Source organism: Pseudomonas fildesensis (assembly GCF_001050345.1).
GTDB classification, from domain to species: domain Bacteria; phylum Pseudomonadota; class Gammaproteobacteria; order Pseudomonadales; family Pseudomonadaceae; genus Aquipseudomonas; species Aquipseudomonas fildesensis.
On record NZ_LFMW01000011.1, the window covers coordinates 116620 to 131201 of the forward strand.

The window sequence follows — 14582 nt, forward strand, 5'->3', positions numbered from 1 at the left end:
GGGCCTCGGTTATGCCCATCGTCAGTGAACCATTAAAAAGATTAACGAGGCTTGCCATAGAGCAAGGCCTTTGGGGGAAGTATGGATTTGTGGACCGCCGCACAGGCATTGATACTCGGCGTAGTGGAGGGGTTGACGGAGTTCCTGCCGATCTCCAGCACCGGCCACCAGATTATCGTCGCCGACTTGCTCAACTTCGGCGGCGAGCGCGCCATGGCGTTCAACATCATCATCCAGCTCGGCGCCATCCTGGCGGTGGTCTGGGAGTTTCGCCGCAAGATCCTCGACGTGGTCACCGGCCTGCCGACCCAGCGCAATGCGCAGCGCTTTACGATCAACCTGTTGATCGCGTTCCTGCCGGCCGTGGTATTGGGGGTGATTTTCGCCGACATGATTCACCATTACCTGTTCAACCCGATCACCGTGGCCACGGCCCTGGTGGTGGGCGGCATCATCATGTTGTGGGCTGAGCGCCGCCAGCACGAGGTGCATGCCGAAACCGTCGACGACATCACCTGGAAAGATGCGCTGAAGGTCGGTTTTGCCCAGTGCCTGGCGATGATTCCGGGCACCTCGCGCTCGGGCTCGACCATCATCGGCGGCCTGCTGTTCGGCCTGTCGCGCAAGACCGCCACCGAGTTCTCGTTTTTCCTGGCCATGCCGACCATGGTCGGTGCGGCAGTGTACTCGGGCTACAAGTACCGCGACCTGTTCCAGCCGGCCGACCTGCCGGTGTTCGCCATCGGTTTCGTCACCTCGTTCATCTTCGCGATGATTGCGGTCAAGGGCCTGCTCAAGTTCATCGCCAGCCACAGCTACGCGGCGTTTGCCTGGTACCGGATTGCATTCGGCTTGCTGATCCTGGCGACCTGGCAGTTCGGCTGGATCGATTGGGCAGTTGCCAAGGCATGACCTTCCAGCACCCACGCCTCAAGGCGCTGATCTTCGTGCTGCTGTGCGCGGCGCCGCTGGTGGGCTCCGTGCTGGTGTGGCATCGCGGCGAAACCGTGATCCCGCTGGCGGCCTATGGTGTGGTCAGCGTGATCGCGTTTTTCCTGTACTGGAGCGACAAGCGCAAAGCCCGCACCGACAGCTGGCGCACCCCGGAAAACATCCTGCACGCGGTCGAGCTGGCAGGTGGTTGGCCGGGGGCGTTGATCGCCCAGCAGGTGTTCCGCCACAAGACGCGCAAAGTGTCTTACCAGGTGCTGTTCTGGGTGATCGTGTTGCTGCACCAGGTGTTCTGGCTGGATCAGTTGTTTTTGGGTGGCACGCTGTTGTCAGTCCTCTAGCAACAACCCGATCTGCGTGCGCTTGGGTAACTTGCTCACCACCAACTGGTGCGAGCGCTGCAACAAGCCACGCAGTTCATCAGCGCCCAGAGGATAGGGCGTGTTCATGATGATCCACTGCGCGCGTGCCAGGTACGGCGCTGGGTGGATACCTGGGCGGTCGACATGGCCGAGGAACAGTTCCTTGTCGACCTTGAACGCCAGCGAGTCGCCCCGCAGGTTTTGCAGGGCGAACATCTTGTTGCGGGCAATCGAGAACACCCGCACGCCGCCCCATTTGTAGTCTTCCCGCGCGCCGGGCAGGCTCAGGCAGAAGTGGGCGACATGTTCTTCGGTCATTTTCATAGCAAGCGATCTCCACAGCCTTTGAAGCCTTCTTCAAGGTAGTCGATCCACGCCCGAATGGCCGGCAGCACACCACGGCGATGCGGGTACACCGCCTGCAGCCAGCCGCCCGGCAGGGACCATTGCGGCAGCAGTTGCACCAGGCGGCCGCTGGCCAATTCTTCTTCGCAGTACATCATGGGTAGCACGGTAAACCCCAGGCCCATGAGCGCGCAGGTCTTGCGTACAACGAAATCCTCGATGCCCAGGCGGGCTTCCATCATCAGATCGTGTGGGTTGCCCTGTGGGTCGAGAATGCGTTGATGCACCATGCGGTCCGCCTCCAGTGCACCGAGTATCGGCAATTGCTTGAGGTCGTCGAGTGTATTGACTTGCCTGCCGTGCATGAAGCCGGGGCTGGCGACGAGCACGGTCTGGGCCTGACGCAGGCGTTTGGTGACCAGCAGCGGGTCTTCATCGCCCAGTTCGCGCACGCGCAGGGCCACGTCGATGCCTTCGGCTACCAGGTCGACGCGGCGGTTGACCAGGGTCATTTCCAGCTGAACGAGCGGGTGCGCGGCCAGAAACCCGGCAACCAATTCCGGCAGGATGTGCTGGGCCATGCCCACCGGGCAACTGACGCGCAGGCGCCCACGGGGTTCGCTGGACATGCTGGCCACGGCCTCATCGGCCATTTCCGCTTCCAGCAGCATCGCCTGGCAGTGGCGCAGGTAGCGCTCGCCCACGGCGGTCAGGGTCAGTTGCCGGGTCGTGCGTTGCAGCAGGCGCGCGCCGAGACGTTCTTCCAGCTCGGCAATGCGCCGCGACAGCCGCGACTTGGGAATGCCCAGCAGCCGCCCAGCCGCCGCGAAGCCGCCGGCTTCGACGACTTTGGCGAAATAGTAGAGGTCGTTGAGGTCTTGCATGGTCAACCTATTGTCCTGTGAGTGGGACGAACTATCGCATTTTGACGGTCTTATCGGCTATTGGTTTCATGCGTAGGCTTACCAACATCTGCTCGACACCGCTAATCCCCTTTGGAGCTTCCCCATGAAACTGTTGCATATCGATTCCAGCATCCTCGGCGACAACTCGGCTTCCCGTCAGCTCACTGCCGGAGTGGTCAAGGCCTGGCAAGCGGCCGAGCCGGGCGTGGAAGTGACTTACCGTGACCTGGCCAGCGAGGGGATCAACCACTTCTCCGGCGCGACCCTCGGTGCATTGGGCACTGCTGCCGAATTGCGTGACGCCGCACAGCAGCACGAGGCGGACCTGAGTGCTTCGTCCCTGGCTGAATTCCTGGCCGCCGATGCCATTGTGGTCGGCGCACCGATGTACAACTTCACCATCCCCACCCAGCTGAAAGCCTGGATCGACCGCATCGCTGTCGCCGGCCAGACCTTCCGCTACACCGAAGCCGGCCCGGAAGGCCTGTGCGGCAACAAGAAAGTCATCATCGTGTCCACGGCGGGTGGCCTGCATGCCGGGCAAGCATCTGGCGCCGCTCATGAAGGCTACTTGAAACTGCTGTTCGGCTTCCTTGGCATCACCGATATCGAAATCGTGCGTGCCGAAGGCCTGGCCTATGGCGAGGAAGTGCGCACCAAAGCGCTGAACGACGCCAACGTCGCCATTAACGAACAATTGTTCGCCGCCGCGTAAGGCTTGTGTAAATTTCGCCGGTTCCCGGTTTCAATCCGGAGCCGGGCGCCTAAACTCTGTATTCTGGTCGCCTGAACGCGACCGGAGTACGGAGTTTTTTCGTTTACCCGCTGTCTTTACTTTGGCCCAGGTTATGCAGTCATGGGTTTATCACCCGGCGCAGGCACCTTGAACCATGGACTTTTCAAATAGACATGCCGCGGATGTTGAACGTGGTCGCGCAGCAAAGGTGGACATCCCCATGATGCGTCTTTGTGCTGTTTTGGTACTTTCCCTGCTCGGCGGCCTGATTTCAGTGCAAGCCGCCCCTGCACCGCACCCGCATTGGAGTGTGGGCTTCCACCGCATGAGCTTTCTCGACCCGCTTGACCTGCAGCCGATGAAAGCCATTGCGTTCTACCCGTCCACTGGCCTTGAAAACACCACTCAGGTGGGCGCTTACCACGTCGCCGCGACGGAAGATTCGAAGATCGCCATTGGTCGTTTCCCGATGCTGATGCTGTCCCATGGCAACACCGGTACGCCGCTGGCCCTGCATGACCTGGCCACCTCCCTGGCGCGCAAGGGCTTTGTGGTGGTGGCGGTACTGCACCCCGGCGACAACTACAAGGACCACAGCCGCCTGGGCACGGTGAGTAACCTCTATGGGCGGCCGATCCAGATTTCCGAAGCGATCACCGCGACCCTGGGCGACCCGATGCTGTCGCCGTTCGTCAACGTCGATCAGGTAGGCGTTATCGGTTATTCGGCCGGCGGCGAAACCGCGTTGATCCTGGCGGGCGCCAAGCCTGATTTCAATCGCCTGCGTCGCTACTGCCAGGAACGCCCGGAAGACCGCGACGCCTGCACCACCAAGGGCGAGCTGGTGGTCGACCGTGACGACTTGCAGCCGCAGGCCGATCCGCGCATTCATTCATTGATGTTGATGGCGCCGCTGAGCCTGATGTTCGGTCGTCACACCCTGGCGGACGTACATGTGCCGGTGCTGCTCTACAGCGGCGATGGCGACAAGCTGGTGGCGGTGGACAAGAACGCCGCCGCCCTCGCGCGCAAGCTGCCGGAGCCACCGGATTTCAAACTCCTGGCCGGGGCAGGGCACTTCGTCTTCATGGCGCCGTGTGACAGCGATCAACTGGCGGCGATGCCGGCCGTTTGCACCGATGCCGATGGTGTCGACCGCGAAGGCATTCACCGCGACCTGATCTCCGAGGCCGGGCGCTTTTTCACCCACACGCTCGGTCAATCCACCCGTGCCGGCTTGCAGACCGCTGATCAGTAAGCGCGGCGCTTGAGCAGCAAGGTCAGGCCCAGGGCACTGACCGACAGCAGCGCGGCGCAGAAGAAGATCCAGCCGTAACCCAGGTTCAGCGCCACGGCCCCCATCAACGGCCCGGCAATCGCCAGCGCCAGGTCGAAAAATACCGCATACGCACTCAAGCCAGCGCCACGGCTGCTGTTGGGCACCTGCTTGATGGCTTCCACGCCCAGTGCCGGGTACACCAGCGACAAGCCGAAACCGGTCAGCCCGGCGCCGATCAACGCCACGCCGGTGGTCGGTGCCAGCCACAGTAGCGTGAGGCCCAGGGTCTCGATGACCATGCAGGCAATCGCAGCGGTGAAGCCGCCAAAGCGGCTGATAGCGGAGATAAACACCAGTCGCGACAAGATAAAACACACGCCGAATACCGTCAGGCAGTAGGCCGCGCCTTCCCAGCCACGATTGAGGTAATACAGGGTGATAAACGTCGTCAGCGTACCGTAGCCGATCGACGCCAGGCACAGGCTGGCGCCAAACGGCGCAATGCGCCCGAACACCGCCCAAAACGGCAGTCGCTCGCCCCGCACGACCGGCACTGAAGGTTTATTACGGATCAGCACCAGGCCCAACGCTGCCAGCACCGACAGGGCAATGCCGAGGCTGGTGTAGCCGTATTCCGCGACCATCACCACGCCCAGCGGCGCGCCAATCGCGATGGCGCCGTAGGAGGCGATGCCATTCCAGGAAATCGAACGCGCCGTATGTTCGGTACCTACCGCGCCCATGCACCAACTGATAGTGCCTACGCCAATCAGGCCCTGGGCCACGCCCAGCAACAATCTGCCTATGATCAAAATGCCCAGGCTGAAGGCGGGCATGCTTTCCACCAGTGTTGAGAAAAACGTCAACACCCCGCTGACGAGGATGCCCGACAGGCCCAGCACAATGGCGCGCTTGGTGCCCACGTTGTCGGACATGCGCCCGGCCATGGGGCGGCTGAGCAGGGTGGCCAGGTATTGCGAACCGATGGTGATGCCGGCCACTACCGCGCTGAAGCCCAGTTGCTCGTGCACATAGCTTGGAATCACCGCAATCGGCAGGCCGATGCAGATGAACGCGATGAAGGTATAGAAGACGATCGAGACGATCTGCAGGGTGATCGACAGTGAGCTGGGGGCGGCGGTAGGCATGGGCACTCGTTCGCGGGCGGGCGGTGAGGGCATGATGGCAAGGGCTTTGGGGAAAAGGAAGCAGCCTAACTAGTTTGTCTGACAAACAGGCTTGTTGTGGCAAGCAGGCTTGCCCTGCGTTGGGCTGCGAAGCAGCCCCAATAAAAAACACCGCGTTCTGCCAGGCAAAACGCGGTGTTTGATTTTAGGGCCGCTTCGCAGCCCAACGCAGGGCAAGCCTGCTCGCCACAGGTTTTAAAACACCACGCCTTGGCTGCGCAGGTAGTCGTCATAGGTGCCGCTGAAGTCGATCACGCCGTTGGCGCTCAACTCGATGATGCGAGTGGCCAGGGACGATACGAACTCACGGTCGTGGCTGACGAAGATCAGCGTGCCCGGGTAGTTCTCCAGCGCCAGGTTCAGCGCTTCGATGGATTCCATGTCCAAGTGGTTGGTCGGTTCGTCCATGATCAGCACGTTCGGCTTTTGCAGGATCAGCTTGCCGAACAGCATGCGCCCTTGCTCACCACCGGAGATCACCTTGACCGACTTGAGGATATCGTCGTTGGAGAACAGCATGCGGCCCAGGGTGCCACGGATCACTTGCTCGCCCTGTGTCCACTGGCCCATCCAGTCGAAGAGGCTCATGTCGTCTTCGAAGTCGGAGGCGTGGTCCTGGGCGTAGTAGCCCAGTTCGGCGGCGTCGGTCCACTTGACGCTACCGGCATCCGGGGTCAGTTCGTTGACCAGGGTGCGCAGCAGGGTGGTCTTGCCGATACCGTTCGGGCCGATGATCGCAACGCGCTCGCCAGCTTCAACCTGGAAGCTGAAGTCCTTGAACAGCGGCTTGCCGTCGAAGCCTTTGGCCATGCGATCGACGATGACCGCCTGGCGGTGCAGCTTTTTGGTTTGTTCGAAGCGGATGAACGGGCTCACACGGCTCGAAGGCTTGACCTCGGCCAGCTGGATCTTGTCGATTGCCTTGGCACGGGAAGTCGCCTGCTTGGCTTTCGAGGCATTGGCCGAGAAGCGGCTGACGAAGGATTGCAGCTCGGAGATCTGCGCCTTCTTCTTGGCGTTGTCCGACAGCAATTGCTCGCGGGACTGGGTCGCCACGGTCATGTACTCGTCGTAGTTGCCCGGGAACAGGCGCAGCTCGCCGTAATCCAGGTCAGCCATGTGGGTGCACACGCTGTTCAGGAAGTGACGGTCGTGAGAGATGATGATCATCAGGCTGGAACGCTGGGTCAGGATGTTTTCCAGCCAGCGGATGGTGTTGATGTCCAAGTGGTTGGTCGGTTCGTCGAGCAACAGCACTTCCGGGTCTGAGAACAGCGCCTGAGCCAGCAATACGCGCAGTTTCCAGCCTGGGGACACTTCGCTCATCGGGCCGAAGTGTTGCTCCAACGGAATACCCAGGCCCAGCAACAGCTCACCGGCGCGGGATTCGGCGGTGTAGCCGTCCATCTCGGCGAACTCGGTTTCCAGCTCGGCCACGGCCATGCCGTCGTCTTCGCTCATTTCCGGCAGCGAGTAGATACGGTCGCGCTCGGCCTTGACCTTCCACAGCTCCTCGTGGCCCATGATCACGGTGTCGAGCACGGTGAATTCTTCGTAGGCGAACTGGTCCTGGCGCAGTTTACCCAGGCGTACGTTCGGCTCCAGCATGACCTGGCCGCCGGATGGATCAAGGTCGCCGCCGAGGATTTTCATGAAGGTCGACTTGCCGCAACCGTTGGCACCGATCAAACCATACCGGTTGCCGGCGCCGAACTTGACCGAGACGTTCTCGAAGAGCGGCTTGGCGCCGAACTGCATGGTGATGTTAGCTGTGGAGATCAATTACTTTACCTATCAATGAGTTGCGAGCGTGGCGGCAGGAGCCTTCAGGCATACGTCAACAGCGACATCAAGGTGCGAAACCCGGTCGCTGAGCAGAAAATTTTGGATGTGTGTTGGAATTTGGCGCGCATTGTCGCATATGTCAGGCAACAGTTGTATGGCGAGCGAGGGATGGTTTTATTAATGTCTGCGGCATGGCTTGCCATAGGTAAGGGCATTGGTCGCTTGATTTACAGTTCTTCTACAGCGGAAGGGTTTCATCTGACAGGTATTTGGCCTATTTTCCGAAGCCCGCTGTACTGACTCTCTGGAGACGCAATGGACATGCCCTCAGCTCAACAGGCAATTGCCAGCAACAAGGACGCCTGGGATGAATCCGCAAGGCTGCACAAAGACACGGCCACTTGGAGGGCGCTGCTGGACGGGGTGGCCAACCCGGGCTTTTCGTGCCTGGACCCGACCATCAGCGCGTTGCTGCGAGACGTCGGCGTCGCCGGCAAGGACGTGGTGCAACTGTGCTGCAACAACGGCCGCGAAAGCCTGTCACTGTTCGGTCTGGGCGCGCGTTCGGTAGTGGGCGTCGATCAATCCCGGGCCTTTCTCCTGCAGGCACGGGAGCTGGCGGGCATCTCGCCCCATCAGCCCGAATTCATCGAAACCGATATCCACCAGTTGCCCGAGCGCTTGCTGGGGCGGTTTGATGTTGCCCTGGTGACTATCGGCGTACTGGGCTGGATGCCGGATGTGGCGCTGTTCATGCGGCACGTCGCCAGCACTCTCAAGCCAGGTGGCACGTTGGTGATGTATGAAACCCATCCGTTCCTCGAAGTGTTCGATCCTCGGGCCGATAACCCAATGCTGCCTGCCAGTTCGTACTTCCAGCGCGACCCGTTTGTGCTGCAGGAGTCGATTGTCTATGAAGGGCAAGGCGAAGCAGCCGGGCCGACGTCCTATTGGTTCGTGCACACGCTGGGGAGTGTGGTCAGCGGGGCGATTGCGGCGGGCTTGCAGATCGGTCATTTGCAGGAGTACCCGCATTCCAACCGTGAGGAAGTCTACGATCAATACGAGGACCAGCCCGCCCAGTTGCCCTTGTGCTTTACCCTCACCGCGACCAAGCGCGCTGCCTGAACAACTTTTTGCGAGGGCAAAAAAAGGCCCGCGAGGATAGGCGGGCCAAGTGATTCACTGGAGTAGGTAGGCCTCACCCTATAGGTCGGGAAGTGAAGACTTTGTGAAAACGCTGTCGTCATTTCGCAGGGGAAGGCGGTTCAGGATCGACGCACAAAACTGCGCATGGTCTGGCCGGTTGTGGTGCTGAAAGTACTCGGCCTGGGCATACCCGCATCCGCTGCGATAAACACAAATTCATTGCCTTCAAGGCGGTAGCTGGCGGGCAACCGCTTGCCGGCGTCATCGCCCATCGAGTCGACCCAAGTGATGCTCTTGGGGACGGTTGTGCTGTTCAGGGAGAACGAGCCGGCCAACAGCACTTCGCCATCGACCGTTTTTACTTCGAATCGGTCCCCTCTAATGGTGGTAATAGCGCCAGGGGCAGTGTGGGCATCCTCAGGGTTGAGCATGCCGCTGTCTTCCATTGAGGTCTGCTCCCAGGCACCTTGAAGGGCCTGGTAGTCCGGATCGGCAATACGAGTCATGCAAATTCCTTTTTGATGGGGCTCAAGTGCAACATGATGTGACTGCTAGGTCACGCCAGCGCCAGTGTGCCAAAGTCGATTTGTAGGATACATCGCGTTCTGAGTGGTGGTTTGCGTTTTTTTCCCTTTGCCAGCAGCCATTTAACGATCTTTTGACTATTCTTGTGACAATACTTCGCCTACTGTATTAAGCGCAGTGGGAACGATCACAGTAACGAAGCAGAAATAAACTTTGATTGAGTGGGACTTTTCATCAGGCTAAGTGGTCAGAGTGCAATTCGTGAGCCTTGTCTAGCGGTTTCGGGGCGTTGTCCCTGAGTGTTCAGTTGGTTATTTGGGCCTAAGACAGTGATGGCCGTTTAATGTCATATTTTTAAGGTGCTTTCATTTTGAATCGAACTTCCCCGCTCAATACTTCTACATCGTCAGATGAAATTGACCTGTTTGAGTTGTTCCATTCGATTTGGCGACAAAAGAAACTGGTAGTGGGGTGTACGATTCTGGCGGGAGTCCTGGGAGCGGGCTATGCCTTTCTGGCACCTCGTACCTACGAGGTCAGCAGTGTTTTACGCCCTGCAGCGATCAACGAGCTGGACGCGCTTAACCGTTCCGAGGTCTACAAGCTGCCACCTGCCGATGCATTGTCGAAAGTAGGTGCGCAGTTGGACTCCTACGAAGCACGCCTGGGGTTCTTCAGGTCTCACGAACAGTTGTTCAGCGCTTTTCAGAAACCGGGGCAAAGCCTGGAACAGAGTTTTGAAGACTTCAACCGCAACTCGGTCAACTTGATCCTGCCGGACCCTAAAAAATCTGACTCATTGAGCAGTTATATCCGCCTGGAACTGCAATACCCGTCTGATGTTGATGGCGTGTCGATTCTCAACGGTTTTGTTGAATACGCCATTGCCGCGGAGCGCGAGCAAGTGGGCGCTGACCTGAAGGTAATCGTCAATAACCGCCTGAATGAACTCAAAGGCAAGATCGACGCAGCCCGCGCCAACTACGATACCGAAAAGGAATCGAAGATCGCCAAGTTGCTGGAAGATGACCGGCTCAAGCGCGCCCAGCTGCAGGATGAACTCAGTGCCCTGCGCCTGCAGATGAAAATGGAGCGCACCAACCGTTTGGCAGAGCTGGCGGAAGCCGTTGCGATTGCCAAGTCCATGGGCATCAAAACGCCAACTACACCTTCGTCCATGGCAGATGCCACGCGAGGTGGTTCGAGCCAGGTGATGCGCACCGAGGTCAACAATCAGAAGATCCCACTGTACTTCCTCGGCACTGAAGCCCTTGAAGCCGAGCGCGCAGCATTGCAGCAGCGTACCAGTGATGACTTCACCAACCCTCGCATCGCCGAGATTGGCAAGGAGCTTCAACTGCTTGAGGTAAACCGCGAGGTCGAGGTGCTGCGCAAGCGCGGCAACGAGGACATCTTCCTGCAAGACGTTGAGCCGCTTCGCGCTGAAGTTGCGCGGTTGCGCAACCTCAACATCGACATGAGCAACCTCAAACTGGTCACCGTTGACCGTCGCGCCCAGGAGCCACTGTCTCCGATCAAGCCAAAAAAAGCCCTGGTGATTGCCTTGAGCGTGGTCGCGGGGTTGGTCCTGGGCTTGCTGATTGCGCTGATCCGACACTTTGTCCTTACTCAGCGTGCAGCGGTGCCCTTTTCGCCATTGGACGATGGGCGTTTTTCCCGCCGAGAGCGCAAGGATGACCAGCCGCTGCTGTAACCCGTGACAGCGCCGGGCTTGTTTCCTGACAAGCCCGCATCCATACCCGCCAGCACAATTCGTCGACAGCTTTTCACAATTCTTAGTTAACCTTTGGTTACAAACTGTGGCTAAATAGCTACCAATGGTCATGAATCGGGTGCAACCCAGCCGGTTATGCCGCGTTTATGTGAATTGTGATTTCAGCTGCTGCTTATCCAATCCTCGGCCGTTGTGGGCACGCAGGAGCAGCCTGTCTTCTTCTGACGTGTGACGAAAGCTCTTGAAACTCATCATTGTTGTTCTCTACGTTGCCTCCATTGCGTATGTACACCTGCGTGGCCGGGTGCGACACAAGCTGGGCCGCCAGCTTAGCGATCACTCGACCTTCCTGGCACCCATCAACTGTTTCCTTTATCTGTTCTCCAAGTTGCCTAGCCGACCGTACCTGTCGCCCAGCGACTTTCCTGACCTGAGCCCGTTGCAGGCGCATTGGCAGGAAATCCGCGAGGAAGGCCAGAACCTGATGCGCGCAGGCGAGATCAAGCGTTCGGACCAGTACAACGACGTGGGTTTCAACTCGTTCTTCAAGTCGGGCTGGAAGCGCTTCTACTTGAAGTGGTACGGCGACAGCCACCCTTCGGCAATGAAGCTGTGCCCGCGCACAACTGAGCTGGTACAGAGCATCGGCTCGATCAAGGCGGCGATGTTTGCCGAGCTGCCGCCGGGCTCCAAACTGGTACGTCACCGCGACCCGTACGCCGGTTCCTACCGCTACCACCTGGGCCTGGATACGCCCAACGATCCTGGCTGCTACATCAATGTGGATGGCGAGCGCTACTACTGGCGTGACGGCGAGCCGGTGATGTTTGACGAGACCTACATTCACTACGCGGAAAACACCACCCAGCAAAACCGTATCATTCTGTTCTGCGACATCGAGCGGCCGATGAAATACCGCTGGGCGGCCGCATTCAATCGCTGGTTCAGCCGCAAGGTGATGGCCGCAGCAGGCTCGCCGAATGACGACGGCGACAAGACCGGCGGCCTGAATCGTGCGTTTACCCGCCTGTACAAGATTCGCCTGCGCGGCAAAGAGCTGAAAAAGCGCAATCGCACGCGCTATTACCTGGAAAAGTGGGCGATCTTCGCAGCCCTCGCGGCGATCTTCCTGCTGATCTGAAGCCCCTCGGGCGCTAGTTACTTCGGTGGGTGCGCGCCCAGCTTGTCCCACATCTTCTTGCTGATTTTCTGTCGATTGGCATACCCGGCCCACGGGTCGGTCTTCAACCCCTGCAGCCGCTGTTGCAGGGTGGCGACCGTCCACTGCTGGGCCCCCCGCAACCCCTCTAATTCCTCACGGCTGACCGGCACCGATACCGGCAGGCCAGGACGTGCGCGCACCGAATAGGCCGCCACCGTGCTGGCGCCACGGGCGTTGCGCAGGTAATCGATAAAAATCTTGCCGACGCGGTTTTTCGGGCCGGACGTGGCGGTAAAACGTTCGGGCAGTTGTTGGGCCATGAACTGGGCGATGGCCTTGGCGAACGCTTTCACCGTGTCCCAGTCATCGCGGCGCGCCAAAGGCACAACCAGATGAAGGCCTTTGCCGCCACTGGTCTTGACGAAGGCTTGCAGGCCCAGCTCATCCAATACTGACAGGGTCAGTTGCGCCGCCTCCAGCATGGCTTTCCACGGCAGCGCCGGGTCGGGGTCGAGGTCGAGCACAAACAGGTCCGGGGTCTCGATCTTGTCAGACGTCGCGCCCCAGGTATGGAATTCGACGGTACCCATTTGCACGGCTCCGAGCAGGGCGCCGGTGGTGTGGATTTCCATCAGGCGTGCGTGACCCGGGTCCAGACGCGGGTCCAGTTGCTTGATATGAGGAATCGCCAGGCGCTCCGAGTGTTTCTGGAAAAACGGCTCGCCGTCGATCCCCTCCGGCGCCCTCAGCAGGGATACCGGACGGTGGCGCAGGAAGGGCAGGATCCATTCGCTGATGTCGTCGTAGAACTGCGCCAACTGTTGCTTTTGCGTGCCGCTGTGTTTATCGATGATCCGGTCGGGGTGGCTGATATTCACGCCACTGCCGACTGTCTTGGGCTTCACTGACTTGGCCGTGCGCGGCTGCTCATGAATGATCTGCGTAGCGGGCTTGTCGGTGCGTAACCCCACAAAGGCGGCCTGGCGCACCAGGCCTTCACGCGTCCACTCGGCGAATTGCACTTCACCGACCAATGTCGGCTCAACCCAATGCACACCCCGCGCCTGAGCGCTGGTCAGTGGTTTTTCCAGTGGCGAAGTCTTGCGCTCAAACGGTGTGAGTTTCGCGTAGATATTCTTCAGCGCCGCCTGATCGAACCCGGTGCCCACACGCCCGGCATAGGCCAGCCCGGTATCGTCATTCACCGCCAATAACAATGCGCCAAACCCGCTGCGCGAACCTTGCGGGCGGGTGTAGCCGACAATCACGAATTCCTGGCGAAAACGGCATTTAAGCTTGATCCAGTCGGCGCTGCGGCTGGACACATACGGGCTGCCGGCACGCTTGCCGATCACGCCCTCCAGCGCCAGGTTGCAGGCGCTTTCGAATATGTCGCGCTGGTTGGCGGCGAAGGCCTCGGAGAAGCGCAGCAGTTTGCTTTTACTGCCCGCCAAGGCCGCCTTGAGCGATGCGCGGCGATCCTCGACCGTGTCTTCGCGCTGATCCCGGCCATTCAGAAACGGCGCATCAAACAGGTAATAGACGATGTCCAGGCTGCGGCCGGTATCGAACGCATTCTGCAGCGCCTGGAAATCCGGCAAGCCATCGCTATTAAGGCTGACCATCTCGCCGTCCAGCCAACTGTCCTGGAGTTTCAGCGCGTGCAGGGCCTTGGCCTGGCGCGGCAGGCGGTCGGTCCAGTCGTGACCGTTGCGGGTGAACAGGCGGACCTCGCCGTCGCGGATGCGCGCCAGCATGCGGTAGCCGTCGAACTTGATTTCGTAATTCCAGTCGCCCTCGGGGGCGCGGTCGACCAGGGTCGCCAGTTGAGGCGTGAGTTGCGCGGGGAGGGCGGCTGTCTTCTTGGCACGTGGCTTGGGTTTGCCGACTGACGCGTCGCTGATCACACTGTTCGGCTCGGCCTCGATGATGTCGTAGTCAGCAGCCGGGCGCGCTTGCGGGTCTTTTTCCTTGATCAACAGCCATTGTTCCTTGTCGCCGCTGCCCTTGAGCCGGGTGCGCACCAGGGCCCAGTCACCCGAAAGCTTTTCGCCGATCAGGCTGAATTTGAGTTTGCCGGCAGCGTAGGCCTTGTGCGGATCGTCATGGGGTTGCCAGACGCCACGGTCCCACACAATGACGTCGCCAGCGCCGTATTGACCGGCAGGAATACTGCCCTCGAAATTGCCGTAGCCCAGGGGGTGGTCTTCAACGTGCACCGCCAGGCGCTTCTGGCTGGGATCGAGGCTCGGGCCCTTGGGCACCGCCCAGCTTTTGAGTACGCCATCGAGCTCCAGGCGAAAGTCATAGTGCAGGTTGCGCGCGTCATGCTTTTGGATCACGAAGGACAACGCTGACGCCTTGCGCTTGCTGCCGGGTGCCGCGCCTGAGGGTTCGGTGGTGATCTCGAAGTCGCGTTTACGGTTGTATTCGCTAAGGGGCTTTGCCATGTCGTCCTCCC

General features: G+C 59.9%; 13 protein-coding genes. 7 read left to right on the plus strand and 6 right to left on the minus strand.

Features of this window, described 5'->3' with window-relative positions; translation table 11 throughout:
- The first annotated feature begins 81 nt into the window (after positions 1–81).
- Both ACR52_RS16575 and ACR52_RS16580 read left to right on the plus strand, forming a co-directional pair.
- Positions 82–912, plus strand: a complete 831-nt coding sequence (locus ACR52_RS16575) for an undecaprenyl-diphosphate phosphatase (RefSeq protein WP_048726321.1) — start codon at positions 82–84, stop codon at positions 910–912.
- On the plus strand, positions 909–1292 hold the full coding sequence (locus tag ACR52_RS16580; RefSeq protein WP_048726322.1) for a DUF1294 domain-containing protein: 384 nt from the start codon (positions 909–911) through the stop codon (positions 1290–1292). The genes ACR52_RS16575 and ACR52_RS16580 overlap by 4 nt, the downstream gene beginning before the upstream one ends.
- Here the strand turns inward: ACR52_RS16580 and ACR52_RS16585 are convergent.
- Together ACR52_RS16585 and ACR52_RS16590 are read right to left on the minus strand one after the other, a co-directional pair.
- Entirely contained in the window at positions 1281–1637 is a 357-nt protein-coding gene (locus ACR52_RS16585) for an MmcQ/YjbR family DNA-binding protein (protein ID WP_048726325.1), read from the minus strand. The genes ACR52_RS16580 and ACR52_RS16585 overlap by 12 nt on opposite strands.
- On the minus strand, positions 1634–2542 hold the full coding sequence (locus ACR52_RS16590) for a LysR substrate-binding domain-containing protein (RefSeq protein ID WP_048726329.1): 909 nt from the start codon (positions 2540–2542) through the stop codon (positions 1634–1636). Before ACR52_RS16590 ends, ACR52_RS16585 begins: the two co-directional genes overlap by 4 nt.
- Before the next feature lie 124 nt (positions 2543–2666).
- Here ACR52_RS16590 and ACR52_RS16595 point away from each other — a divergent pair, with 124 nt between their 5' ends.
- Positions 2667–3278 carry an FMN-dependent NADH-azoreductase gene (locus ACR52_RS16595; protein ID WP_048726332.1) on the plus strand — a complete coding sequence of 204 codons (612 nt, stop codon included), beginning with the start codon at positions 2667–2669 and terminating at the stop codon, positions 3276–3278.
- A 241-nt stretch (positions 3279–3519) separates the two neighbouring features.
- The gene (locus ACR52_RS16600; protein WP_048726334.1) at positions 3520–4557 is read left to right on the plus strand and encodes an alpha/beta hydrolase family protein; all 1038 of its coding nucleotides are present in this window, start codon (positions 3520–3522) and stop codon (positions 4555–4557) included.
- Here ACR52_RS16600 and ACR52_RS16605 read toward each other — a convergent pair.
- Positions 4551–5726 carry an MFS transporter gene (locus ACR52_RS16605; protein WP_048726337.1) on the minus strand — a complete coding sequence of 392 codons (1176 nt, stop codon included), beginning with the start codon at positions 5724–5726 and terminating at the stop codon, positions 4551–4553. The two genes, ACR52_RS16600 and ACR52_RS16605, sit on opposite strands and share 7 nt — an antisense overlap.
- 234 nt (positions 5727–5960) lie before the next feature.
- A complete protein-coding gene (locus tag ACR52_RS16610) occupies positions 5961–7547 on the minus strand; it encodes an ABC-F family ATPase (protein WP_082143175.1) in 1587 nt (528 codons plus the stop codon).
- A 318-nt stretch (positions 7548–7865) separates the two neighbouring features.
- Between ACR52_RS16610 and ACR52_RS16620 the strand changes: the two genes are divergently transcribed.
- Positions 7866–8678 (plus strand): class I SAM-dependent methyltransferase, encoded by an 813-nt coding sequence (locus ACR52_RS16620; RefSeq protein WP_048726347.1) that lies wholly within the window; start codon positions 7866–7868, stop codon positions 8676–8678.
- Positions 8679–8818: 140 nt separating this feature from the next.
- Here the strand turns inward: ACR52_RS16620 and ACR52_RS16625 are convergent, their stop codons facing one another.
- Positions 8819–9205 (minus strand): TIGR03067 domain-containing protein, encoded by a 387-nt coding sequence (locus tag ACR52_RS16625; RefSeq protein ID WP_048726351.1) that lies wholly within the window; start codon positions 9203–9205, stop codon positions 8819–8821.
- A 389-nt stretch (positions 9206–9594) separates the two neighbouring features.
- Here ACR52_RS16625 and ACR52_RS16630 point away from each other — a divergent pair, with 389 nt between their 5' ends.
- Together ACR52_RS16630 and lpxO are read left to right on the plus strand one after the other, a co-directional pair.
- On the plus strand, positions 9595–10938 hold the full coding sequence (locus ACR52_RS16630) for an LPS O-antigen chain length determinant protein WzzB (RefSeq protein ID WP_048726353.1): 1344 nt from the start codon (positions 9595–9597) through the stop codon (positions 10936–10938).
- A gap of 262 nt (positions 10939–11200) precedes the next feature.
- Positions 11201–12100: a lipid A hydroxylase LpxO gene (gene lpxO / locus ACR52_RS16635; protein ID WP_048726356.1), complete on the plus strand. Its 900-nt coding sequence runs from the start codon at positions 11201–11203 to the stop codon at positions 12098–12100.
- A gap of 17 nt (positions 12101–12117) precedes the next feature.
- Here the strand turns inward: lpxO and ligD are convergent, their stop codons facing one another.
- Positions 12118–14571, minus strand: coding sequence for a DNA ligase D (ligD, locus tag ACR52_RS16640; RefSeq protein WP_048726358.1), 2454 nt, complete (start codon positions 14569–14571; stop codon positions 12118–12120).
- Positions 14572–14582 lie beyond the last annotated feature (11 nt).